At 58.1% G+C, this 21,290-nt stretch carries 23 protein-coding genes, 2 tRNA genes and 1 pseudogene; 10 read left to right on the top strand and 16 right to left on the bottom strand.

Going from position 1 to position 21,290, the window contains the following annotated elements:
- Nucleotides 1-23: 23 nt before the first annotated feature.
- On the bottom strand, nucleotides 24-686 hold the full coding sequence (gene csgI / locus ACOTX3_RS00845; protein WP_023619904.1) for a curli synthesis inhibitor: 663 nt from the start codon (nucleotides 684-686) through the stop codon (nucleotides 24-26).
- A 171-nt stretch (nucleotides 687-857) separates the two neighbouring features.
- Between csgI and ACOTX3_RS00840 the strand changes: the two genes are divergently transcribed.
- Complete coding sequence (locus ACOTX3_RS00840; RefSeq protein WP_020689684.1) at nucleotides 858-1,274, top strand: CoA-binding protein; 417 nt, start codon at nucleotides 858-860, stop codon at nucleotides 1,272-1,274.
- Nucleotides 1,275-1,307: 33 nt separating this feature from the next.
- Here ACOTX3_RS00840 and hspQ read toward each other — a convergent pair whose 3' ends face one another.
- Both hspQ and rlmI read right to left on the bottom strand, forming a co-directional pair.
- Nucleotides 1,308-1,625: a heat shock protein HspQ gene (gene hspQ, locus ACOTX3_RS00835; protein WP_013097248.1), complete on the bottom strand. Its 318-nt coding sequence runs from the start codon at nucleotides 1,623-1,625 to the stop codon at nucleotides 1,308-1,310.
- 60 nt (nucleotides 1,626-1,685) lie between these two features.
- Nucleotides 1,686-2,876, bottom strand: coding sequence for a 23S rRNA (cytosine(1962)-C(5))-methyltransferase RlmI (gene rlmI, locus ACOTX3_RS00830; RefSeq protein WP_013097247.1), 1,191 nt, complete (start codon nucleotides 2,874-2,876; stop codon nucleotides 1,686-1,688).
- A gap of 92 nt (nucleotides 2,877-2,968) precedes the next feature.
- On the opposite strand from rlmI, the gene yccX reads away from it, so the two are divergent.
- Nucleotides 2,969-3,250: an acylphosphatase gene (yccX, locus tag ACOTX3_RS00825; protein WP_058678398.1), complete on the top strand. Its 282-nt coding sequence runs from the start codon at nucleotides 2,969-2,971 to the stop codon at nucleotides 3,248-3,250.
- Here yccX and tusE read toward each other — a convergent pair.
- Both tusE and yccA read right to left on the bottom strand, forming a co-directional pair.
- Complete coding sequence (gene tusE / locus ACOTX3_RS00820; protein WP_013097245.1) at nucleotides 3,247-3,576, bottom strand: sulfurtransferase TusE; 330 nt, start codon at nucleotides 3,574-3,576, stop codon at nucleotides 3,247-3,249. The genes yccX and tusE overlap by 4 nt on opposite strands.
- An 87-nt stretch (nucleotides 3,577-3,663) precedes the next feature.
- Nucleotides 3,664-4,323, bottom strand: a complete 660-nt coding sequence (yccA, locus tag ACOTX3_RS00815; protein WP_013097244.1) for an FtsH protease modulator YccA — start codon at nucleotides 4,321-4,323, stop codon at nucleotides 3,664-3,666.
- Between the two features lie 269 nt (nucleotides 4,324-4,592).
- Between yccA and ACOTX3_RS00810 the strand changes: the two genes are divergently transcribed.
- Entirely contained in the window at nucleotides 4,593-6,221 is a 1,629-nt protein-coding gene (locus ACOTX3_RS00810) for an ABC transporter substrate-binding protein (protein ID WP_038985574.1), read from the top strand.
- A 143-nt stretch (nucleotides 6,222-6,364) separates the two neighbouring features.
- A tRNA-Ser gene (locus ACOTX3_RS00805) sits at nucleotides 6,365-6,452 on the top strand.
- A 49-nt stretch (nucleotides 6,453-6,501) separates the two neighbouring features.
- Here ACOTX3_RS00805 and ACOTX3_RS00800 read toward each other — a convergent pair.
- From ACOTX3_RS00800 to ACOTX3_RS00790, 3 genes are read right to left on the bottom strand one after another with little or no spacing between them, the layout of a single operon-like run.
- Nucleotides 6,502-7,275 carry an ABC transporter ATP-binding protein gene (locus tag ACOTX3_RS00800; protein WP_058678397.1) on the bottom strand — a complete coding sequence of 258 codons (774 nt, stop codon included), beginning with the start codon at nucleotides 7,273-7,275 and terminating at the stop codon, nucleotides 6,502-6,504.
- Nucleotides 7,272-8,303, bottom strand: a complete 1,032-nt coding sequence (locus tag ACOTX3_RS00795; protein ID WP_127868993.1) for a FecCD family ABC transporter permease — start codon at nucleotides 8,301-8,303, stop codon at nucleotides 7,272-7,274. Before ACOTX3_RS00795 ends, ACOTX3_RS00800 begins: the two co-directional genes overlap by 4 nt.
- On the bottom strand, nucleotides 8,303-9,307 hold the full coding sequence (locus tag ACOTX3_RS00790; protein ID WP_127868994.1) for an ABC transporter substrate-binding protein: 1,005 nt from the start codon (nucleotides 9,305-9,307) through the stop codon (nucleotides 8,303-8,305). Before ACOTX3_RS00790 ends, ACOTX3_RS00795 begins: the two co-directional genes overlap by 1 nt.
- A 236-nt stretch (nucleotides 9,308-9,543) precedes the next feature.
- Here ACOTX3_RS00790 and ACOTX3_RS00785 point away from each other — a divergent pair.
- Nucleotides 9,544-9,631 (top strand) — tRNA-Ser (locus tag ACOTX3_RS00785).
- 44 nt (nucleotides 9,632-9,675) lie between these two features.
- Here the strand turns inward: ACOTX3_RS00785 and ACOTX3_RS00780 are convergent.
- From ACOTX3_RS00780 to hpxO, 3 genes are read right to left on the bottom strand one after another with little or no spacing between them, the layout of a single operon-like run.
- Nucleotides 9,676-10,626, bottom strand: a complete 951-nt coding sequence (locus tag ACOTX3_RS00780) for a PDR/VanB family oxidoreductase (RefSeq protein WP_058678394.1) — start codon at nucleotides 10,624-10,626, stop codon at nucleotides 9,676-9,678.
- Between the two features lie 12 nt (nucleotides 10,627-10,638).
- Entirely contained in the window at nucleotides 10,639-11,673 is a 1,035-nt protein-coding gene (gene hpxD / locus ACOTX3_RS00775) for a molybdenum cofactor-independent xanthine hydroxylase subunit HpxD (protein ID WP_127868995.1), read from the bottom strand.
- A 17-nt stretch (nucleotides 11,674-11,690) separates the two neighbouring features.
- On the bottom strand, nucleotides 11,691-12,845 hold the full coding sequence (hpxO, locus tag ACOTX3_RS00770; RefSeq protein WP_058678393.1) for an FAD-dependent urate hydroxylase HpxO: 1,155 nt from the start codon (nucleotides 12,843-12,845) through the stop codon (nucleotides 11,691-11,693).
- 240 nt (nucleotides 12,846-13,085) lie between these two features.
- On the opposite strand from hpxO, the gene uraD reads away from it, so the two are divergent.
- A complete protein-coding gene (gene uraD / locus ACOTX3_RS00765; RefSeq protein ID WP_057072080.1) occupies nucleotides 13,086-13,586 on the top strand; it encodes a 2-oxo-4-hydroxy-4-carboxy-5-ureidoimidazoline decarboxylase in 501 nt (166 codons plus the stop codon).
- Nucleotides 13,583-13,906, top strand: a complete 324-nt coding sequence (gene uraH / locus ACOTX3_RS00760) for a hydroxyisourate hydrolase (protein WP_013097234.1) — start codon at nucleotides 13,583-13,585, stop codon at nucleotides 13,904-13,906. Before uraD ends, uraH begins: the two co-directional genes overlap by 4 nt.
- On the opposite strand, the gene guaD is transcribed toward uraH, so the two are convergent.
- Nucleotides 13,886-15,202, bottom strand: coding sequence for a guanine deaminase (gene guaD / locus ACOTX3_RS00755; RefSeq protein ID WP_058678392.1), 1,317 nt, complete (start codon nucleotides 15,200-15,202; stop codon nucleotides 13,886-13,888). The two genes, uraH and guaD, sit on opposite strands and share 21 nt — an antisense overlap.
- On the bottom strand, nucleotides 15,202-16,710 hold the full coding sequence (locus ACOTX3_RS00750) for an NCS1 family nucleobase:cation symporter-1 (protein WP_058678391.1): 1,509 nt from the start codon (nucleotides 16,708-16,710) through the stop codon (nucleotides 15,202-15,204). The genes guaD and ACOTX3_RS00750 overlap by 1 nt, the downstream gene beginning before the upstream one ends.
- Nucleotides 16,711-16,854: 144 nt before the next feature.
- Here ACOTX3_RS00750 and ACOTX3_RS00745 point away from each other — a divergent pair, with 144 nt between their 5' ends.
- From ACOTX3_RS00745 to puuE, 3 genes and pseudogenes are all read left to right on the top strand, one after another.
- Nucleotides 16,855-17,571, top strand: a complete 717-nt coding sequence (locus ACOTX3_RS00745; protein WP_013097231.1) for a GntR family transcriptional regulator — start codon at nucleotides 16,855-16,857, stop codon at nucleotides 17,569-17,571.
- A pseudogene (gene hpxA / locus ACOTX3_RS00740) lies at nucleotides 17,571-18,447 on the top strand (allantoin racemase). Before ACOTX3_RS00745 ends, hpxA begins: the two are co-directional and overlap by 1 nt.
- Nucleotides 18,365-19,264: an allantoinase PuuE gene (gene puuE, locus ACOTX3_RS00735; RefSeq protein ID WP_336340649.1), complete on the top strand. Its 900-nt coding sequence runs from the start codon at nucleotides 18,365-18,367 to the stop codon at nucleotides 19,262-19,264. The pseudogene hpxA and the gene puuE overlap by 83 nt, the downstream one beginning before the upstream one ends.
- Nucleotides 19,265-19,319: 55 nt before the next feature.
- On the opposite strand, the gene hpxZ is transcribed toward puuE, so the two are convergent.
- Genes hpxZ through hpxX form a run of 3 tightly spaced genes read right to left on the bottom strand, consistent with a single transcriptional unit; the run spans nucleotide 19,320 to nucleotide 21,285 of the window.
- Nucleotides 19,320-19,706 carry an oxalurate catabolism protein HpxZ gene (gene hpxZ, locus ACOTX3_RS00730; protein ID WP_058678389.1) on the bottom strand — a complete coding sequence of 129 codons (387 nt, stop codon included), beginning with the start codon at nucleotides 19,704-19,706 and terminating at the stop codon, nucleotides 19,320-19,322.
- Nucleotides 19,703-21,100, bottom strand: coding sequence for an AtzE family amidohydrolase (locus ACOTX3_RS00725; RefSeq protein WP_058678388.1), 1,398 nt, complete (start codon nucleotides 21,098-21,100; stop codon nucleotides 19,703-19,705). Before ACOTX3_RS00725 ends, hpxZ begins: the two co-directional genes overlap by 4 nt.
- Entirely contained in the window at nucleotides 21,097-21,285 is a 189-nt protein-coding gene (gene hpxX / locus ACOTX3_RS00720; protein WP_047024026.1) for an oxalurate catabolism protein HpxX, read from the bottom strand. Before hpxX ends, ACOTX3_RS00725 begins: the two co-directional genes overlap by 4 nt.
- Nucleotides 21,286-21,290: the final 5 nt, after the last annotated feature.

Raw genomic sequence — 21,290 nt, 5'->3', positions numbered from 1 at the left:
GAGAAAGGCGAAAAAAATGTGGCTTACGACGAAGGTTGTTGCTTCACCCACTGTAAAAAACGGGCTCGCGTGTCGGGATCGGCCTGCTGGAACCAAAATTTCAGGCGTTGTTCTGTCAGCGTCTGGGATTGAGGGGGGATCACATCCAGCTCTGAGACGCCGGACAGCAGCGTACTGTCGTCAGCCATCATGGAGGCAAACCGGGGCAGCGAGGCGCGCTTACCCGCTTTGTTATAGGCTTGCGTTGCGGCCTCATAATCTGTGCCCGTCGATGACGACGTCAGCGCCAGAATATCCAGCTTCACCGGGATCGGGGTGGCATCGCCATCCACCAGTTCCACACGCGGCGAGGCGTCAAACGTCGCCGACTCTTTTTCCGTTTCCAGACGCGGCAACGTAAAGTTCACCTGGCTTACCTGCTGGGTGTTAAAGCTCATAATCAGCGGAGGAGAGAGGTACGTTCGTTGTTCATGATTAGCAAGGCGGATGGTTTTTTCCACCCGGAACACCACCTGATGAGGGCCGTTATCCAGTTCGATGCTGTCGGCACCGCGTAATAACGAACTGGAGACTTTTTTCCCGTCCAGCACCAGCAGGTCAATGTCAGAAGAAAGCCGCAGCGTGGTTGCAAAAACGCAAACCGGCATCACTAACGCAATCACAGCAGTGGCAAGGCCGGCTTTCATAGGGGCTCCTGTTTACGTTCGCTTACCGCGATAATGTATCTAAATTTGTCGATAATCATGTTTACTAACATATAGACATATTCTGGCCTTTTGCTCTCATACATCTGTATGGGATGGATGGTTGAGATGTGCGCTTTGACATACACTTGTTAAAAAGCCAGGAGGAAAAGCATGAAAGAGAATGATATTGCCGAGATTTTGACGTCCACACGCACCATTGCGCTGGTGGGGGCGAGCGATAAACCGGATCGTCCAAGCTATCGGGTAATGAAGTACCTTCTCGATCAGGGCTACCACGTTATCCCTGTGTCACCAAAAGTGGCCGGTAAGACCTTGCTGGGCCAGCCAGGATACGCCACGCTAAACGACGTACCGGAAAAGGTGGATATGGTGGATGTGTTCCGTAATTCCGAGGCTGCATGGGGCGTGGCGCAGGAGGCCATTGCCATCGGTGCGAAAACGCTGTGGATGCAGTTAGGCGTTATTAACGAACAGGCTGCGGTGCTGGCGCGCGAGGCGGGGCTGAAGGTGGTGATGGACCGCTGTCCGGCGATTGAAATCCCCCGGCTGGGGCTGACAAAGTCATAAAAAAAAGCCCGTTATCGGGCTTTTTTTACACGCTTAGTTCCGCAGGCGCGGAGCCTGTAACTGTTTGCGGATAGTCTGAGCCAGTTCATCCATCGTGGGTTGCTCCGGATGCTCATCCTGCAATTCACTGCTTAGCTGCGCCTCAGCAAGATAGGTATGGACGGGTTGTCCATCATCACCTTCCATCACCACATGGTACCAGGGTGCGGCGCGAAGCTCTGCATTCACCGCCAGCTCATCCGCCGACGGTTCATCAAGGGAATACTCCGGGTCGATATCCACGACCACACCCAAATACCCGAGCAAAGTGTGGCGGACCTGCTGGCCGATACCGAATTTGCTGGCAATCATAGTCACCTCCCGGGAAACACTACTTACACTCTATGTGCGGGCAATATTTCTCTTTTCAAGTTACATGACGCGACAGGCAAACCCTTTCAGATACAGCCCTTCCGGGTAGGTAGCGATCACCGGGTGATCGGCTGCCTGACGGAACTGCTCTATAAATTGTACATCACGACCAGCATCTATTGCGGCATCGGCGATGATTTTCTGAAATAAATCTGTGGTCATCAGTCCAGAGCAGGAGAAGGTGAGCAGCACGCCGCCTGGGTTCAACAGCTGAATGGCCAGCATGTTGATATCTTTATAGCCGCGGCAGGCACCCATCAGCTGGCTTTTGTTCTCCACAAACTTAGGCGGATCCATCACGATAACGTCAAACTTCTCACCCTGATCGCGATATTTACGCAGCAGTTTGAAGACGTCGTCGCGAATGAATTCGGCTTTGCTCAGATCCAGCTTGTTCAGCTCGACGTTCTGTTTTGCCACATCCAGCGCTTCCTGAGACGTATCCACGCTCACCACCTGCGCGCAGCCGCCCATTAAAGCCGATACCGCAAAGCCGCCGGTGTAAGAGAAGCAGTTGAGCACGCGTTTGTCGGCAACGTACTGACGCGTAGCCAGACGGCTGTCACGCTGGTCGAGGTAATAGCCCGTTTTATGACCACCCTGAATATCCACCAGCAGCTTCATGCCGTGTTCTTCGATAGGCAGCAGGGCAGGCGGCAGTTCGCCGGTCACCGGACCCTGGGTCAGTTCCATTCCCTCTTTTTTACGCACAGCCACATCGCTGCGGTCGTAGATGGCGCACTCCGGGAACAGAGACTGCAGGGCGCTTATCAGCGCGGCGCGCTGGTATTCCGCCCCAGCGCTCAGTAACTGCAGGACCAGGAAGTTACCGAAGCGGTCAATGGTCACGCCCGGCAGACCGTCGGACTCTCCGGCAATCAGGCGGTAGCTGTCCAGACCATCGCGTTTGGCCAGCCAGTCGCGCCACTGCTGCGCCTGCTGCAAACGACGCACGAAGAAGTCGATATCGATGGTTTCATCTTTGTCGAAGGTCCAGACGCGCGCGCGGATCTGGGAGGCTGGCGAGTAGGCGCCTCGTGCTAACCATTTCCCCTGATGGTCAACAATATCAATGGTTTCACCGAGGCTGGCTTTACCTTCCATACGGGCAACCGCGCCGGAAAAGACCCAGGGATGACGGCGCAGTAATGACTTCTCGCGCCCTTTGGCTAACACTAAACGTACACTCATAATTTGCTATTCTGTCGATTCAAGAAAATGGCCGCCATTTTCCCGAGTTCGCCGGGGAAATGCAACGCGCCAGACGGATAAGGAGAAGGAAGATGTCAAAAGTCTGCACTATCGCCTGGGTTCACGGCGTCGTTCAGGGCGTGGGCTTCCGCTACAGCACGCAGCGCGAGGCCATTCAGCTTGGGCTAACGGGATATGCGCGAAACATGGATGATGGCAGCGTTGAGGTGGTCGCCTGTGGCGAGGCAGAGCAGGTTGAAAAACTGCTGGCGTGGCTGAAAGCGGGTGGGCCGCGCAGTGCCCGGGTTGATAAGGTCTTAACCGAACCGCATCAACCCGGCCGGGAATACATGAACTTCGGTATTCGCTACTAAATGCATTTCACCGGTTTAGGCAGGCCGGCAATTTTGGTGGCCTGTTTGGCCGGGCCTTTCGGGAACAGACGATACAGATAGCGGCTGTTGCCTTTCTCTTCACCGAATTTATTGGCCATGGCTTTAACCAGCATCCGGATAGCCGGAGAGGTATTGAATTCGAGATAGAACTCGCGCACAAAGCGCACCACTTCCCAGTGCTCCGGGGAGAGCGCGATCGCCTCTTTTTCTGCAATCACTTCCGCCAGCGCCTCGCTCCACTGGTGGCTGTCTTTCAGATAACCGTCGTTATCGGTTTCGATCTCTTTACCTTCAAAGCTCAACATAGTTATTCACGCATCAGTCAAAAACCGCCGCAGTGTACCAAAAAACAAAGCCCCGCATAAGCGGGGCTCGGTACACAACACTCTGGCTTAATCCCGGCTGGCGAAGCCCAGGATGCTCAGCAGGCTGACGAAGATGTTGTACAGCGACACATACAGGCTCACGGTAGCGCGGATGTAGTTGGTCTCTCCGCCGTGAATGATGTTGCTGGTTTCATACAGGATCGCGCCGGATGACAGCAGGATAAACACCGCGCTAATTGCCAGGTGCAGGGCAGGGAGCTGCAGGAAGATGTTAGCCACCATACCAATCAGCACCACCACGATACCTGCCATCAGCATACCGCCGAGGAAGGACATGTCCTTGCGGGTGGTCAGCACGTAGGCGGAGCAGCAGAAGAACACCAGCGCGGTGCCGCCCAGCGCCATACCGATCACATCACCCATGCCGGCAGACAGGTACGCGTTCAGGATTGGCCCCAGGATATAACCCAGGAAGCCAGTAAAGGCGAACGCGGAGAGAATACCGACCGGTTTGTCAGCGGTTTTGTAGGTCAGGAACATCAGACCGTACATCCCCACCAGCGTCAGGATCAGCCCCGGAGACGGCAGCATCAGCACGGTGCTGGCGGTGGCGGTGATCGCCGAAAACGCCAGCGTCAGGCTGAGCATAAAGTACGTATTGCGCAGCACCTTGTGGGTGCTGAGTAGCGATGTGCGGTCGCGTGAGGAAGTAATTATACGATCCATGAGTCACTCTCTTATGACAGATGTAATTAACGGAAAGAATAGGAAACGGCGCGCCAGTCTCAAAGTGGTTTTACCCATCTTTACTCAGCAGGTTAGCGCCGGAGCTGGTTATTTATTCTGCAGAAAGACGTTTCATCAGTATGAACAGCGGTTTGGCACAATTAATCAGATCAAGCTCTTATAGGTTACTGAAAAATATTGCCTTATTACCATAAGGCCGCTAAGAGTTATTTCCGGATCGTCACAAAACAGACAATAAGGCGAAGGAAATGAAACCACAAACACGCACTCACTTTACACTCTCTTTACTGGCGGCCGGGATCCTGTGTGCCAGCACGGCAACCTGGGCGGCTAACGTGCCGGCAGGAACGCAGTTGGCCGATAAGCAGGAACTGGTCAGGAATAACGGAAGTGAACCCGCTTCGCTCGACCCGCATAAAGTCGAAAGCGACGTCGAATTCAATATTATCAGCGATTTATTCGACGGGCTGGTCAGTGTCTCCCCGGCGGGTGAAATCCAGCCACGGCTGGCGGAAAAATGGGAGAACAAGGACAACACCGTCTGGACGTTCCATCTGCGCCCGGGCATCACCTGGAGCGACGGTACCGCCATCACCGCGGAAGATATCGTCTGGAGCTGGCAGCGACTGGTTGACCCAAAAACCGCCTCACCGTATGCCAGTTATCCCGGAAGCATGCTTATCGTCAACGGTAATGAAATTGCCGAAGGCAAAAAAGCGCCCGATACGCTGGGCGTGAAAGCCATCAATGACACCACGCTGGAGGTCACGCTTTCTCAGCCTAATGCTGCTTTCCTGGCGATGCTGGCACACCCGTCTCTGGTGCCGATAGATAAAGTCCTGGTGGGGCGTTTCGGCGATAAGTGGACCAAGCCCGAGCACATCGTCAGCAGCGGTGCCTATAAGCTGTCCTCATGGGTAGTTAACGAACGCATTGTGGCGGAGCGTAACCCGCGCTACTGGGATAATGCCCATACTGTGATCAACAAGGTGACATATCTGCCTATCACCTCCGAGGCGGCTGATGTGAACCGCTATAAAGCGGGAGAAATCGATATTGTCTACACGGTGCCAGTCAACCAGTTCGCCCAGCTTAAGAAAACGCTGGGCAGTCAGTTGGATGTCTCTCCGCAGCTTGCCACCTACTATTACGAATTCAACACCGCCCGTCCGCCGTTCAACGATGCGCGCGTGCGTAAGGCGCTCAATATGGCGCTCGATAAAGACATCATCGCAGATAAAGTGATGGGGCAGGGACAGCGTCCGGCGTGGCTTATCAGCCAGCCGGACATTGGTGGCGTTAAGTTACAGAACCCGGATTACGCCAGCTGGCCGCGGGACAAACGAATTGCCGAGGCGAAAAAACTGCTCGAAGAGGCCGGGTATAACGCCAGCCATCCACTGAGTTTTAATCTGCTGTATAACACCTCTGAAACGCACCAGCGTATCGCGATTGCTGCCAGCTCAATGTGGAAGAAAAATCTCGGCGTCGAGGCGAAGCTGCAGAACCAGGAGTGGAAAACCATGCTCGATACCATGCACACCCATAACTTTGACGCGGTGCGCTACGCCTGGATTGCCGATTACGATGACGCCTCCACATTCCTGAATAACTTCCGTACCGGGGATAGCCAAAACACCACGCAGTACAGCAATCCTGAGTACGATCAAGCGCTGGTGAATGCGGCGAAGTCGAAAACGGCACAAGAGCGCGGTAAGTTTTATCAACAGGCAGAGGATTTGCTGGGGCGTGATGTGCCGGCGATCCCTGTCTATCACTACGTTCGTACGCACCTGGTGAAGCCGTGGGTGGGGGGATTCACGCCGGATAAGCTCGGGTACTACTACACGAAAGATATGTACATCAAAAAACACTAAGGCAATCGCTGGATATTATGCTGGCAAAATGGCCAATATGTTGTCTATTCAACCGATTAAACGTAATTTGGCTATTTTTAAAGCGAACGAATGCGCGTGCTCTTTACAGCCTGCGGTGAGGTGTTTATAGTTCGCCTCACTTAGGAAGCGTGGCCGAGCGGTTGAAGGCACCGGTCTTGAAAACCGGCGACCCGAAAGGGTTCTAGAGTTCGAATCTCTACGCTTCCGCCAAATTCGAAAACCCTGCGATAGCAATATCGCAGGGTTTTTTGCTTTGGCTCTACACCTCCGCCATGCCGCCCATGTTGTAGCCGATCGTCATCCCGGCGTCTGCCCTGTAGACGCTCGCTTTGACGCACCAGGTTTGCTCTATATTTTCAGGGGTGAGCACTTCCGCAGGCGCGCCCGTGGCCGCGATACGCCCGGCCTTCAGCAGGATCAGCCGCTGGCAGTAGTTGGCCGCCAGATTGAGATCGTGCAGCGCCACCACCACCGTAAGAGGCAGTTGCGATATAAGCCGCATCAGCTCCAGCTGGTGCTGAATGTCCAGGTGGTTTGTCGGCTCATCAAGCAGCAACACCCGGGGCTGCTGTGCCAGCGCTCGTGCTATCTGGGTTCGCTGACGCTCCCCACCAGACAGTTGCTGCCACCGCCGCTGGCGTAATCCGCATAGCCGCATGAGGCTAATCGCCTCTTCCACCGCCATATCATCATCGCGAGTGCTTCTCTGAAACGCCTTCCGGTAAGGCGTACGTCCCAGCCGCACGATTTCCTCGACGGTCAGTTCTCCCTCAATGTCGGCATGTTGCGGGACGAAGGCTAACTGCCGCGCGCGCGTTTTTAACGGCATCACGCTAAGCGACGTGCCATTAAGCGCGACGCGTTCACTGTGGTGTGGAAACAGCCCGGCAAGACAGCGTAGCAGCGTTGATTTGCCCGAGCCGTTTGGCCCTAACAGGCCGACAATCTGCCCGGATGACAGGTCGAGATCGATATCCTCAAGCACCGTCTGTGCTTGTCGGGTCACACTTAACCCGGAGACGGAAATATTCATGGATGCTCCTTCCGGTTTTGATAAAGCAGCGCCACAAAGACAGGTGCGCCCACCAGTGCCGTCACCACGCCGATGGGAAGCACCTGGTGCACAATCAGCGTGCGTGACACGACATCGGCCAGGATCATAAAGTGCGCGCCGATAAGAAACGTCAGCGGGATCGTGCGGCGATGGCCCGGACCGCTGAGCATGCGCGTCACATGGGGAATGACCAGCCCCACAAATCCCACTGCGCCTATGGCACTGACCAGGGTTGCGGTGACGAACGCGCAGGTCAGCAACAGGATAATTCGTACGGCGGTCACCGGAATCCCGAGGGTGGTAGAGACCTCGTCTCCAAAGGTAAAGGTGTCCAGCGCCCGCGCAAAGAGGCATACCATCAGCAGGCCCGTCAACGTAACGGTCAGCGCCAGCAGCGCGTCTGGCCAGCGCGCACCGCTCAGGCTGCCCATTAACCAGAACATAACGCTACGCGACTGCTCGGCATTGGCGGAGGTGCTGACGATATACGCGGTCATGGCGTTGAAGAGCTGTGTGCCCGCAATGCCTGCCAGCAAAATGCGCGACGGGCTTGCGCTCATGCCGTTTGTAATCAACATGATGAGCGCAAAAGCGGCGCAGGCGCCAACAAACGCACCGCTGCTCACGCCAATCACGCTCCCCCCGATACCGAGCAGCATCACGCAGACGGCCCCCAGCGAAGCGCCTGCGGAGATGCCCAGCAGATAGGGCTCCGCCAGGGGGTTGCGCAGTATTGACTGGAGCACAAGCCCGCACAGCGCCAGGCCGCCGCCGCTGCAAGCAGCCATGAGTGCGCGACTCATGCGGTACTGCCAGACGATGCCTTCCTCGGGTTGCGGCAGACCGTATGCAGTCAGCCCAAGACCATTGAGGATCGCTTTTCCGGTAACGGCATACGATACCGGCATATCGCCGATACTCGCGGCAAAGACCAGCATCAGCGGCAATGCCACGGCGCCTGCCGCCATTAACCCCTGCTGGCGGCGGGGAGAAGATACATGACTCATTATTCGTCCTGGAATGAAGCCAGCCGATCGCTGATAAGCTCAACCGCGTCGACGTTACGCAAAGAAGGGTTTAACGACATTGCGGGCACCACAATAATCTGATTATTCCTGACCGCCGGAATGTTTCTTGTCTCCGGATCGCGTCGTAAAAAGGCCTCTTTTACCGCGGCGTCATCGGCAGGGTAGAGCCTGCGTGACATCTGAGCGATGACGATAACGTCTGGCTGCATTTGGGCAATATGTTCCCAGGTGACAGCGGGCCATTCATCATGCGAGTCAATAACGTTCTTTAACCCCAGCGTGCGGCTTATCCAGCCAGGTGCGCCGTAATTCCCTGCCACCCAGGGATCGCCATTCAGGCGGCTGCTTGAAAACCAGAAGACAGCCTTCAGGGGTTTTGCTGAGATGCGCGCCTGCGCTTTCTGAATCCGTTCTGTCAGGTCACGATTGAGCTGTTCGCCGCGCGTGGGAACATCAAAGATGGCGGCCAGGTCTGTGACTTCGTGTTTTATTTCTGCCAGTGAAAACGGCGTGCTCCGTGCCCCGTCTGCGTTTGAGGTTGCCGTCACCGTTTTGTCCGTGCAGTCGGCAGGGGAGATCCACGTCTTAATCCCCAGTGATGCAAACTGCTCGCGTGTTCCCACCTCGCCCTGCGGGCCAATATGCCAGTGATACTGAGCGAGGACGAGTTCCGGTTTTTGTCCCACCACGGCTTCAAAAGAGGGGGAGTTATCCGCAAGGCGGGGGAGTTTTTTTCCGGCATCAGCCAGCGAATCCGGGAGTTTGCCGAACCAGACTGAGGTTGCGGCGACAGATTTTTCCAGGCCCAGCGCGAGCATCAATTCCGTTTCATGCTGACCCACGGTAACGACGTGCTGTGGCGCTTGCGTAAAGGTCTGCCTGACGCCGCAATTTTCAATCGTCAGCGGGTAAGTTGTTGCTGCAAACGTGGCTGGTGCCATGGCCAGCAGTACTGTCAGTAATAACCCTTTTTTCAGAAGCATAAAAATCAATCCTAAATTGTTATGTTATAACATAATACATATATTGTGATTGAGCGCAACACGCTGCCTGCCGGACATTTGCCGGTGCCTGTAATGAGAGGGAAACTTCACATCCAGATTAACGTCGCCGAAGTGAGTCATGACGCCAGAGGGCGGGGTGATGGTGAGCAAGTGTAACTTTATGCAATTTCACGCTTTACATCATGCTCAGAGATGTTTATAGTGCGCCTCACTTTGGAAGCGTGGCCGAGCGGTTGAAGGCACCGGTCTTGAAAACCGGCGACCCGAAAGGGTTCTAGAGTTCGAATCTCTACGCTTCCGCCAAATTCGAAAACCCTGCGATAGCACTATCGCAGGGTTTTTTCGTTTTACAGCCCAATCACCAGCTCAGCGGAATGACTTCTTGAGCAACACAGCGCCACATGCGGGTTCGGGGCGTTTTTCTCTGCCTCTGACTGTACGCTGTCCCGGTGATCCACCACGCCGTCAATCACCGGTGTCAGACACGCACCGCAGATCCCCATCTCGCAGGAGAGCGGTACGGCCACACCGTTTTCCTGTAGCACCTGGGCAATAGTTTTATCTGCGGGCACAGGCCAGCGCTCTCCGGTGGAGGCCAGTTTAATCGTGAAGATCTCGCCGCTTTCAGCGCCGGTATCAGGCGCAGCGGGTTGAAACGCCTCGCTGTGGATCGTGGCGCCATCCCAGCCTTTCGCCGTCGCCACCTCACGTACCATTTCCATAAACCCGGCCGGGCCACAGACCCAGGCGTGAAGACCCGCCGCGGCCACCGGGATATGCTCTGCCAGCAACGTGCGCGGGCTGGTGGTATGGATAACGCACTTACCATGCTCAAACTGCGCCAGCTCGCGGGCGAAAGCCGCGCTTTCAGCGTGTCTGACATAATAGTGCAGAGTGAACGGGGTTCCGGCTGCTTCCAGCTGCAGGGCCATGGCATACAGTGGCGTAATCCCGATCCCCGCAGCCAGCAGCAACACCCGTTCGGCCTCCTGCAGGGCAAACAGATTGCGCGGCGCGGAGATCAGCAGCGTCTGACCGGGACGCAGCGTCTCATGAATATAGCGCGACCCGCCGCGCGAGGCGGTTTCCCGGCCCACGCAGATCAGATAGCCTTCACTCCCGCATGGGCCGGTCAGGGAATACTGACGTATAACCCCGCAGGGCAGATGCACGTCGATATGCGCACCGGGCTGCCACTCTGGCAGCGCTTCACCGTTTTCCGCCACCAGCCTGACGGCGAGGCTTTTGTTCCCCTGCCGCCACAGCCCGTCGACGATAACGCTTAAAATATCACTCATGACAGCCCTCCATCAGACCAGGAAAAACGCGCCAAAACCCATCTTTTTCAGCCCCCGGCGATAGGCAATCGAGCTTTTATCCGCGGGAATATGGGCTTCAAGGGTCAGATCCAACGGCAAACTTTCCGGGCGCTGGGTCTCGACCATCAGGCGGTCTTCCTCAAAAATCCGCAGGTTAAAGGCATGCACCTCTTCCACCGGGATATGCAGATCAAAGTTGCGCGCAATCGGGGCAGACATGCGGGTGACGCGTGACGAGACCGGCGACGCGGCGTTCATGATCACCAGCCGGGATTCACCCGGAAAATGGATCGTCAGGGTGGCGGTAAAGGGCAGGTGCATTTCAAAATGGCGCAGCCACTGGAAGCCTTCCGGCGCCTGCACGTCAGCGCTGGCGGGATAATTGCTCACCGAACTCCAGTAGTCCGCTACAAAACCAAACGGTGTTTCCTGTGGCTGATAGGTCGGGACGAGCTGGTTATCCGGATCCGCAAAGGTGCTGGTGTGGATCCACGCAAAATGCGCCACATCCAGAAATCCTTCCACCTGGCGGCCAGCGAAGCCATTCACCTCAAACGCCGGACAGTTGATCTGCTGAAAGCCGTCGTCATCCCAGTGCGGCATGGTGGGCAGCGGCATCGGGTTATCCGGGTCAAACGCCAGACACGTCCAGATCAAGCCAAAGCGCTCCTCCACGGCGTAGTTAATCAGGTTCAGCTTCGCCGGTACCGGCTGGTCGGGGCTGGAGGGAATACGGTTGCAGCGGCCATCTTCCCCGAAGCGCAGGCCATGGTAGGGGCAGATAATCCCGTGCTCATCATGAAAGCCCAGCGTCAACGGCACGCCGCGATGTGGACAAACATCGCGGGCGACCACGACCTGGCCTTTCACGCGGTAGATAACCAGCGCTTCGTCCAGCAGGGTCGCCTTAACCGGCGCCGCGCCAATGTCGCAGGCGCGCGCAACCGGATGCCAGCACTTTGCCAGACGCAGCCAGTCCTCTGGCTCAAACGTGCAATGGGCGGGTGGTACAGGTGCTTTATTCATGTGTATTCCTCTTACGTTCAGCCTAATGGTCCGCCCTGAATGGTGTCGCACAGACCGTTGATAATGCGCTCCCCGGTCTCCTCTCTCAGCTCCTGATACCAGGCTCTGGTTAACGCCATATCTTTACCGTGCGTGACGTCACAGCGCTTGCGAGCCTTCAGCACCAGGTCGCGTACCCGATCGCAGCGCAGGGCTTCGTACTGCCGCAGCGCCAGCGTAATGTTGTGGTTTTGGCGCAGACAATCACCCAGCACCACCGCATCCTCCAGCGCCGCGCAGCCGCCCTGGCCGATATCCGGCGTGGTGCTGTGCGCCGCATCGCCGAGCAGCGCCACGTGGCCGCGTACCAGGCTGTCGAACGGCTCAATGTCGTGGATTTCAATGCGGTTGGTGGTATCCGGATCCAGCGCGGCGATCAGCTTCTGCACCGGCGGCGCCCAGCCGCGGAAGTAACCCGTGAGATCGGCTCTGAGGGTGGTGCGATCTTCCGCCAGACCGAGGGGAAGCGGGACATCAAAAAAGAAATAGAAGCGGCCACCGGAGACGGGCATCAGCGACACACGCTTGCCTTCTCCCACGAACGTGGTCCACTGGTGGGCGGGGGCAATCTCTTCATCAATCTTCACCAGCCCGTTCCAGTTAACGTAACCGGCGTAGCGGCGCTCGGGGGTATACCCCAGCACGTACGGGCGCACCGCCGAATGGCTGCCGTCGGCGGCAATCAGAAAATCGCCCGTCGCCGTGCTGCCGTCGGTAAATGTTACGCTGACGACAGCATCATCTTCCCGGACGTGTTCGACGCGCTTGCCGAACTGCACCCGCTCGCGACCCCAGAAGTCCAGCATCTCGCGCTGCAGTTCAGCGCGCGAGACGGGGCAGGGGCGTCCCCCGGTGCGCTCCACCAGCGGGGCCAGGCTAAAGCGGGTCAACGTGTCGCCGCGCCGGTGATCCTTGTAGGCCATAAAACGCATCGGCCCGCCGTATGTCTCAATGATGTCGCCCATGCCGAGGTGCTGCATGCATTTCACCCCGTTGGGCCAGATGGAGATGGCCGCGCCAACGGGTTTGATCTCTTTTACTGCTTCAAACACGGTACAGTCGATGCCCGCCTTTTCCAGCGCGACAGCGGCGCTCAGGCCACCAATGCCCGCACCAATGACGATTGCTTTCATGCTTCTCTCCTTTTGCCGGGTGTCATTAACATCAGCAATTTGCGTACCAGGCTGCAGAGTGGGGTAAAGGGCGTTGTGGGAGGGATTTTTGCACTGCTAAGGTGAGTTATCGCGGTGGGAATGCCTTTTTATGAATCAATAATTTCCGGTTTAGGGATCAGGAATCAACTGTTTCAGGTCTCAGGCAAGAGTGGCGTGTTTTGTGCAATGTTCAGGGACGATGATGACACGGGAGGAACCATGATAACGCTGGACGATTTTAATTACCGGGGTCACGAAGAGGTGCTTACGCTATTACACCCTTGCGTGGCCATTCCCGGCTGGGCCGAGGCGCTGGTCGCCGGGCGGCCTTATCCGAGCCGGGATGCTCTGTTTGATGCGGCCCAGGCGCTGACGAAAAGCTGGGATGAACACGCGCTCACGCGGGCCCTGAGCGCGCATCCGCGCATCGGTGAGAAGCCCATGGGCACGCAGGCGGAGGCGGCGCTGTCGCGTCGGGAGCAGGGAGCGGTGAATCATGATGATGCCCGGCTTGCTGAGGCGTTACGGGCAGGTAATGCCCGCTACGAAAGCCGTTTCGGGCGCGTCTTTCTGATCCGCGCCAAAGGCCGCAGCGGGGAGGAGATCCTCCAGGCCCTGAACGCGCGGCTGGAAAACAGCGATGCGCAGGAGGTGCAGGCCGCACTGGATCAGCTGCGGGAAATTACCTTATTACGACTGGAAGGAGTCATTGGCGCATGAGCACGCTCAGTACACATATTCTGGATATCTCGACGGGCAAACCCGCGCAGGGGGTGACGGTACGTCTTGAACAGGACGCGGAGATCATCGCAACTGGCGTGACCAACGCGCAGGGCCGCATCACCGAATTTGTTCCCGTCCTGCCTGCGGGCCGCTATCGGCTGGTGGCCGAGACTGGCGCCTGGTTTAGCGAAACGGGGCGCGACACGCTCTATCCCTGCGCGCAGATTGATTTTCTTATCGGCGAAACGGCAGATGAGCACTTCCATCTGCCGTTTGTGATTGCTCCTGGCGGCTGGTCAACCTACCGCGGCAGCTGACCACACTGGCTCGCCGTTGACCCAGGTTTGGCTGATATTACGCTCGTCGCCCAGGGTCATCAGCACAAACAGTTGCTCGTAGATATCCTTGCAGCGCCCGCTACGCAGGCGCTGCAGCGGGGTGACGGCCGGGTCGATCACGATAAAATCGGCCTCTTTGCCTGGAGCGAAGTTGCCAATTTTGTCATCCAGACGCAGGGCATGCGCGCCACCCAGCGTGGCATGATAAAAGGCCTCGCTGGCGCGCAGGCGATAGCTCTGCAATTGACCTACCTTGTAAGCTTCCCCCAGCGTGCGCAGCATGCTGAAGGTGGTACCCGCGCCGACGTCGGTGCCGATACCCATCCGCACCTTGTGCTGCCAGCAGGCGGGTAACCGAAACAGCCCGCTGCCAAGAAACAGATTGGAGGTAGGGCAAAACGCCACCGCCGATCCGGTGTCGTGCAGGCACTGCCACTCGCTGTGGTGTAGATGGATCCCGTGAGCAAACACGCTGCGCTCGCCGGTGAGGCCGTAGTGGTGATAGACATCCAGATAACGTTCATGCTCCGGCCACAGGTCATTAACCCAGGCCACTTCGTTCGGGTTTTCGCTCAGATGGGTCTGCAGCCAGGTGTCCGGAAACTCCTCTCTGAGTAAACGCACCGCCGCCAGCAGTTCCGGTGATGAAGTGGGTGCAAAGCGTGGCGTAATGGCATACCCCAGCCGTCCATGGTGGTGCCAGCGCTGGATTAGATCCCGCGTCTGCTGGTAGCTCTGTTGTGCCGTTTCGGTCAGGTAGTCCGGGGTGTGCCGGTCCATCATCACCTTCCCGGCGATAAGGCGCATATTCAGGCGCGATGCTTCGGTAAACAGCGCATCCACCGATTGCGGATGCAGTGTGCAAAACACCAGTGCGGTGGTGGTGCCGTGGCTCACCAGCTGATTTATGAAAAATTCCGCGATCTCTTTTGCGTAGCTCTCGTCGGCAAACTGGCTCTCCACCGGAAACGTATAGGTGGTCAGCCACTCCAGCAGCTGCTCGCCGAAGGCGCCGATCATCTCGGTCTGCGGGTAATGAACGTGGGTATCGATAAAGCCGGGCAGCAGCAGTTTGCCGCGCAGGTCGGTGTAACCCTTGTGCGGGTCAAGATATTGCTCTCCCTCCTGCCAGGCCATGAGCGCCACGATTTTCCCGTGGTAAATAAACAGCAGGCCGTCCTCCTGGTAGCGCGCATGGTCGGCAATCAGGTCTGCGCTGTCGCAGACCCGGGCGATATCGAAAAATGCACCGCGTATCGCAGTCTGGTAATCCATCACGGCTCCTGTCTGATTGTTTGCGTGGCCTCGCGTGCCGTGAAGTGAGCGGCGGACGCCCCTTCGCGCTCTTCGCGAGCCAGCCAGCGGTAGGTTACCCCGCCAAGGAACACGCCAATGAACCAGCTAAAGTTTGCCACCTCATGCAGCGCCGGGATGAAGCTTATCACCAGCCCGACGGCAACCGAGGGGATCAGCGCGCCGATGGCTTTCGGGTTAAAGCCGTTGCGGTACCAGTATTTCCCTTCTGGCGTGTCATCGAACAGGTCGTCCACGGATACCTTGCCACGCTTAATCAGGTAGAAATCGGCAATCAGGATACCGAACAGCGGACCGATAAACGCCCCCAGCACATCCAGGGTGTAATGAATAAGCTCCGGGGAGTTAAACAGATTCCACGGGGTTAACAGGATCGAGCCGACGGCGGCAATCATTCCCCCGGTGCGGAAGCTGATTTTCTGCGGGGAACAGTTAGAGAAATCAAACGCCGGGGAGACGAAGTTGGCCACGATGTTAATCCCGATGGTGGCGGTGATCATGGTCAACAGACCAATCGCCACCGCCAGATCGTTGCCCACGCGGCTGACGGTTTCAATCGGGTCGGTGATCATGCGGCCAAACAGCGACTGGGTACCGGAGACAATCACCACAGTCACGATGGAGAACAGCAGGAAGTTAAACGGCAGGCCCCAGCGGTTGCCGCGGCGGATTTCCCCCATGCTTTTGCCGTAGCGGGAGAAATCACCAAAGTTGAGCAACGGGCCTGAGAAGTAGGAAACCACCAGCGCCGTGGCGGTGATCATCTGCCAGGTCTGCTCGCCCGCGCTCAGGGATTTGCTGGCGAGGGTAAAGGAGATCCCGTCGAATCCGGTCTTGTATACAATCCATCCTGCCAGCGCCAGCATCACCACATACACCGCCGGGCCGGCGATGTCGATAAAGCGCTTGATGGCATTCATGCCGTGCCAGAAGACCATTGCCTGCAATACCCACATAATGGCAAAGCAGACCCAGCCCAGGTGCGACAGCCCGAGGAACGCGCCGGTGGTGAGCGACGAGAGCGACGGCCAGAACTTCAGCGCCACCAGCATCAGGGCGTTAGCGGCCAGATAGGTCTGAATGCCGTACCAGGCAAAGGCGATAAGCCCGCGGATCACCGCCGGAATGTTTGCCCCGAACACGCCAAAGGCCTGACGGCTGATCACCGCATACGGCACGCCCGCCATCTGGCTCGGTTTCGCCACCAGGTTGGCACACAACTGCACAATGCAAATTCCCACCAGCAGGCAGAGCAACACCTGCCAGCTTGCCAGCCCGAGCGTAAAGAAGCTCGCGGCGACCACGTATCCCCCCATGCTGTGGACGTCGGACATCCAGAAAGAAAAGATGTTGTACCAGCTCCAGTTCTGGTCACGCGTCGGTGCCAGATCCTCATTGCAAAGCCGTGGGCTGTATACCGCACCGGAATCAGCGGCCGTACCGTGTTGCGTTTTTTGTCTGTTTGGCATGAAACCTGCTCCTGTGAATGAAAACCCGTTGAGTGGGAGTGCAGACGGTGTTGCAGGATCCAGGCCAAAATAATAAATCTTGTATGCAATATTTTATTTTTATGTATACGATTCGATAGCGAAAAGTAAAAAATGGAGTGGTTAATGAACAACGTGAACAGTCTGCACGCCGCGCCAGACCTGCAAGACAAAGACGAATCCATCTTTCAGGCGCTGATGACCGCGATTGTCGAACATCAACTGCTGCCGGGAAGCAAATTGCCGGAAGAGGCGCTGGCGGAGGTCTTTGGCGTGAGTCGTACGGGCATCCGTAAGGTGCTGCAGCGACTCGCCGCTGTGCAAATGGTCACCTTAACGCCCAAACGTGGTGCACACGTTGCCAGCCCGACGGTCGAAGAGGCCCGGCAGATCTTTCGCACCCGCGCGCTGCTGGAGGTCGCCAATCTACCGGACGTGCTGGCGCACTGTCAGCCGCCGCATCTGGCCGCGCTGGCGTCAATCATCCGTCAGGAGCAGCAGGCGCATGAGGCTTACGACGGCCCGGCGGCGATCCGCCACTCCGCAAATTTCCATATTCAGCTGCAGGCCATCTCCGGCAATCAGGTCCTGACGGAGATGGTGACCCGCCTGAGCCAGCGCTCCTCGCTGGTGATTGCCACCTGGGGCGCGCCGTGGCGTCAGGGGTGTCGCTGCAATGACCACGAACAGCTTGTGGAGCTGCTGCGTCAGAAAGCGCTGCAACCCCTGAGTGATGCCTTAATGCACCATTTTGAACATATCGTCGCCAGCCTCTGTTTTGAACGGGCGGGGGAATGCCTGCCCGATTTTGCCCGGCTGTTCGCCAGCCACAAGGAGTCGTAATGTCGTCTGTCCGTATACAAGTCATTAATCCCAATACCAGCCTCGCGATGACGGAAACCATCGGCGCGGCCGCCCGCGCGGTGGCTGCACCGGGCACGGAGATCCTCGCGGTCTGCCCCAGTGCGGGTGTGCCCTCAATCGAAGGCCATTTTGATGAAGCCATTGCTGCCGTGGGTGTCCTTGAGCAAATCAAAAAAGGCCAAGAGCAGGGGGTGGAAGGGCACGTGATTGCCTGCTTTGGCGACCCAGGGCTGCTGGCCGCGCGCGAGCTGGCGCAAGGGCCGGTTGTCGGCATTGCCGAAGCCGCCATGCACATGGCCACGCTGGTGGCGACGCGCTTTTCCATTGTCACCACGCTGCCGCGCACGCTGATTATCGCCCGTCATCTGCTGCAGCAGTATGGCTTTCAGGATCATTGCGCGGCCCTGCACGCGATTGATCTCCCGGTGCTGGCGCTGGAAGACGGCAGCGGCCTGGCGCAGGAGAAGGTGCGCGCGCGCTGTATACAGGCCCTGAAAGAGGATGGCTGCGGCGCCATCGTGCTGGGCTGTGGCGGGATGGCAACGCTCGCCCAGGAGCTGACGCGCGAGCTGCGCGTGCCGGTGATCGACGGCGTCAGTGCGGCGGTGAAGATGGTGGAATCGCTGGTGGCGCTGGGGCTGTCAACCAGCAAGCACGGGGATCTGGCCTTCCCGGAGAACAAACCGTTAAGCGGACATTTTCAGGCATTGAATCCATTTTAATTTTTGGGGGGGTAGCAATGGGGCTTTTTGAAGAGGGTTATCCGCGGGATCTGCGTGGCTACGCAGGCAACCCGCCGCATGCGCAGTGGCCGAATCAGGCACGCATCGCCGTGCAGTTTGTGCTCAATTATGAAGAGGGGGCAGAAAACCATATCCTGCACGGCGATGCCGGGTCGGAACAGTTTCTCTCGGACATCATTGGAGCGGCCAGCTATCCCGACAAACACATGTCCATGGACTCCCTGTACGAATACGGCAGCCGCGCCGGGTTCTGGCGAATTCATCATGAATTTCAGAAACGCGGCCTGCCGCTGACGGTCTTTGGCGTGGCGATGGCGCTGGCGCGTCACCCGGAGATTGTCGCGGCGATTAAGGCGGCGGATTACGACGTGGTCAGCCACGGCTGGCGCTGGATCCACTATCAGAACATGGATATCAACCAGGAGCGGGAACATCTGCACAAAGCGGTGCACGTGCTGACCGATCTGTTTGGCAAGCCGCCTGCGGGCTGGTACACCGGGCGCGACAGCCCCAACACGCGCCAGCTGGTGGTCGAGCACGGCGGTTTTGACTACGACAGCGACTACTATGGCGACGACTTGCCCTTCTGGACGGAAGTGGCCTGCAGCGATGGCAGCCGTAAACCGCACCTGATCGTGCCCTACACGCTGGACGCGAACGACATGCGCTTCGCCACCGCCCAGGGGTTTAATACCGCCGAGCAGTTTTATACTTATCTGAAAGACAGCTTTGACGTGCTGTATGAAGAGGGTGAAAGCGCGCCGAAGATGATGTCCATCGGCATGCACTGCCGCCTGCTGGGGCGTCCGGGCCGTTTTCGCGCGCTACAGCGGTTCCTGGATTATGTGCAGCAGCACGAGCGGGTGTGGGTTTGTACCCGCCAGCAAATTGCTGACCACTGGCGGGACGTGCATCCGTTTCAGAAATAGTGGTGTCGTATTGTGCCGGGTGGCGGCTGCGCCTTACCGGGCAGGTTTTTCAGCGTCACGACATCACACTCACCTGCGCCGCCACGATCCGCCACCCGTAAGCAAACCGCACCCACGTCTGCTGCTGGCGGCCAATGCGTTCCGTCCCCTCGCGGGTAAATTCGGTGCTGCACACCGCGTAATCTTCTCCGAAGGTGGTGATCACGGTATTGCGCAACGTCCGCTGCAGCCCGGCGGAGGGGCGCGCCGCCCGAAAGGCGCGGATTTCATCAATGCCGTAGAGGTTTTCCCCCGCGCCCAGTCGCACCGTGTTTTTGTCGTGCCAGAACAACTCATCCAGCACCGCAATGTTGTTGCTCACCAGCGCATCTTCATAGCGATAAAACGCGGCCGTGACGTCCGCCATCACCCAGGGAAGGTTAATGTCGTCGTGATTCATCATTGTGCCATCTCCGCAGGACGGGCATCGGTTATCCCGCTCGCTTCCAGGACCCGCGCCACGCGCAGGCAGGCTTGTTCATTAAACGGTGCTGCGATGAGTTGCAGACCAATCGGTGCCCCCTGGGCGGTGCGTAGCGGAACGGTGGTGACGGGCAAACCCAGAAATGAAATCGGCTGCGTCAGCATCCCCATGCTGGCGCGCACCGGCAGTGGCTCGCCGTTAATCTCCATGGTCTGCTCGCCAATCGTCGTGGCGCTGCGCGGCGTTGCCGGGGCGATCAGCACGTCGGCCTGCTCAAACAGCGCTTTACAGGCCTGTCGGGCGTGGGCGCGAAAACGCTGGGCCTGAATATACCAGGCGGAAGGGATCATCGCCCCAGCCAGCAGGCGTTCGCGGGAGTGTGTTTCAAAACGCTCCGGTTCACGGCGAAGTGACGGCAGGTACTGGTTCCCCCCTTCGGAGGCGCTGATGATAAACGCGGCAGAGCGGGACAGCGCGGCTTCAGGAAACTGCAGCTCCTCCTGGACGTCAAGAGCACGTGCCGCGCACGCGACGGCTTCCCGGGCGTCGTCGTTACACCACGTGCTGAAATAGCCCCCGAGGACGGCGCAGCGCAAACCATCCAGACCGCGATCGAGCAAAGGCCGCGTCTGCTCGCGGGAGGACTCTGCCTGAAAAGGGTCGCTGGTGTCTCGTCCCTGTAGCGCATCGTACACGGACGCCAGATCGCACACCCGGCGGGCAAACGGCCCAATATGATCGAGACTGGCGACAAACGGGTGGCTGCCGGAGCGTGACAGGCGGCCAAAGGTCGGTTTTAAACCGTAAATTCCGCACAGGGACGCCGGGACGCGAATCGACCCGTTGGTGTCGGTACCCAGTGAAAAATGGACCAGCCCGGCGGCAACGGCGGCGGCAGAGCCACCGGAGGAGCCGCCTGCAATGCGCGTCAGATCGTGCGGATTACGCGTGGCGCCGTAGTGGCTGTTTTCCGTGGTAAAGCCGTAGGCATAGGCATCCATATTGACCATCCCGGACAACAGTCCTCCCGCGCTGCGTAGCTGGCGAACCGCAAAGCTGTCTGCGCTGGCAGCGGAACGCTTGCTGAACAGCTCAGCTCCGGCGAGGGTGGTGTGCCCGGCCACATCAAACAGGTTTTTTACCGCGTAAGGCACGCCCGCCAGCGGCGGCAGGGGGCGCTTTTCCCGGCGCAGGGTGTCGATATTTTCTGCCTCGGCCAGCATCCGCGCTTCGGTAACCGCCGTCCAGGCGTTGATCTGCGGGTTGATGCGCGCAATATCCTCCAGCGTCTGACGGGCGATTTCGCGGGCGCTTAACTCGCCTGCAGTCAGTGCCTGCTGGATCGCGCTGATACTCATCTCGTGTAGCCTCATGCTTTGTATACTCCTGCGATCTCCAGACGGTCATCAAGCGGCAGCGCCATCAGCGGGGCGGCCATGGCGGCAATGCGGCTAAACTGCTGCTGAAGTTCCGCGCGGCGGGCGTCATCCAGCTCAACGCCCAGCACGGTCTCCATCTGCGCCAGGTAGGCATGCCAGTCAGGTTGTTGTGTTGTCATGGTTT

The sequence above is a fragment of the Enterobacter cloacae complex sp. IR5384 genome (assembly GCF_049237265.1).
Lineage (GTDB): Bacteria > Pseudomonadota > Gammaproteobacteria > Enterobacterales > Enterobacteriaceae > Enterobacter > Enterobacter cloacae.
Note: the sequence above shows the minus strand (reverse complement) of the source record. Positions and strands in the feature narration are given on the sequence as shown.

Bases quoted from the DNA above. Each gene is read 5' to 3' on its own strand.
- csgI (WP_023619904.1), bottom strand. From the start codon at position 686: ATGAAAGCCGGCCTTGCCACTGCTGTGATTGCGTTAGTGATGCCGGTT.
- ACOTX3_RS00840 (WP_020689684.1), top strand. From the start codon at position 858: ATGAAAGAGAATGATATTGCCGAGATTTTGACGTCCACACGCACCATT.
- hspQ (WP_013097248.1), bottom strand. From the start codon at position 1,625: ATGATTGCCAGCAAATTCGGTATCGGCCAGCAGGTCCGCCACACTTTG.
- rlmI (WP_013097247.1), bottom strand. From the start codon at position 2,876: ATGAGTGTACGTTTAGTGTTAGCCAAAGGGCGCGAGAAGTCATTACTG.
- yccX (WP_058678398.1), top strand. From the start codon at position 2,969: ATGTCAAAAGTCTGCACTATCGCCTGGGTTCACGGCGTCGTTCAGGGC.
- tusE (WP_013097245.1), bottom strand. From the start codon at position 3,576: ATGTTGAGCTTTGAAGGTAAAGAGATCGAAACCGATAACGACGGTTAT.
- yccA (WP_013097244.1), bottom strand. From the start codon at position 4,323: ATGGATCGTATAATTACTTCCTCACGCGACCGCACATCGCTACTCAGC.
- ACOTX3_RS00810 (WP_038985574.1), top strand. From the start codon at position 4,593: ATGAAACCACAAACACGCACTCACTTTACACTCTCTTTACTGGCGGCC.
- ACOTX3_RS00800 (WP_058678397.1), bottom strand. From the start codon at position 7,275: ATGAATATTTCCGTCTCCGGGTTAAGTGTGACCCGACAAGCACAGACG.
- ACOTX3_RS00795 (WP_127868993.1), bottom strand. From the start codon at position 8,303: ATGAGTCATGTATCTTCTCCCCGCCGCCAGCAGGGGTTAATGGCGGCA.
- ACOTX3_RS00790 (WP_127868994.1), bottom strand. From the start codon at position 9,307: ATGCTTCTGAAAAAAGGGTTATTACTGACAGTACTGCTGGCCATGGCA.
- ACOTX3_RS00780 (WP_058678394.1), bottom strand. From the start codon at position 10,626: ATGAGTGATATTTTAAGCGTTATCGTCGACGGGCTGTGGCGGCAGGGG.
- hpxD (WP_127868995.1), bottom strand. From the start codon at position 11,673: ATGAATAAAGCACCTGTACCACCCGCCCATTGCACGTTTGAGCCAGAG.
- hpxO (WP_058678393.1), bottom strand. From the start codon at position 12,845: ATGAAAGCAATCGTCATTGGTGCGGGCATTGGTGGCCTGAGCGCCGCT.
- uraD (WP_057072080.1), top strand. From the start codon at position 13,086: ATGATAACGCTGGACGATTTTAATTACCGGGGTCACGAAGAGGTGCTT.
- uraH (WP_013097234.1), top strand. From the start codon at position 13,583: ATGAGCACGCTCAGTACACATATTCTGGATATCTCGACGGGCAAACCC.
- guaD (WP_058678392.1), bottom strand. From the start codon at position 15,202: ATGGATTACCAGACTGCGATACGCGGTGCATTTTTCGATATCGCCCGG.
- ACOTX3_RS00750 (WP_058678391.1), bottom strand. From the start codon at position 16,710: ATGCCAAACAGACAAAAAACGCAACACGGTACGGCCGCTGATTCCGGT.
- ACOTX3_RS00745 (WP_013097231.1), top strand. From the start codon at position 16,855: ATGAACAACGTGAACAGTCTGCACGCCGCGCCAGACCTGCAAGACAAA.
- hpxZ (WP_058678389.1), bottom strand. From the start codon at position 19,706: ATGATGAATCACGACGACATTAACCTTCCCTGGGTGATGGCGGACGTC.
- ACOTX3_RS00725 (WP_058678388.1), bottom strand. From the start codon at position 21,100: ATGAGGCTACACGAGATGAGTATCAGCGCGATCCAGCAGGCACTGACT.
- hpxX (WP_047024026.1), bottom strand. From the start codon at position 21,285: ATGACAACACAACAACCTGACTGGCATGCCTACCTGGCGCAGATGGAG.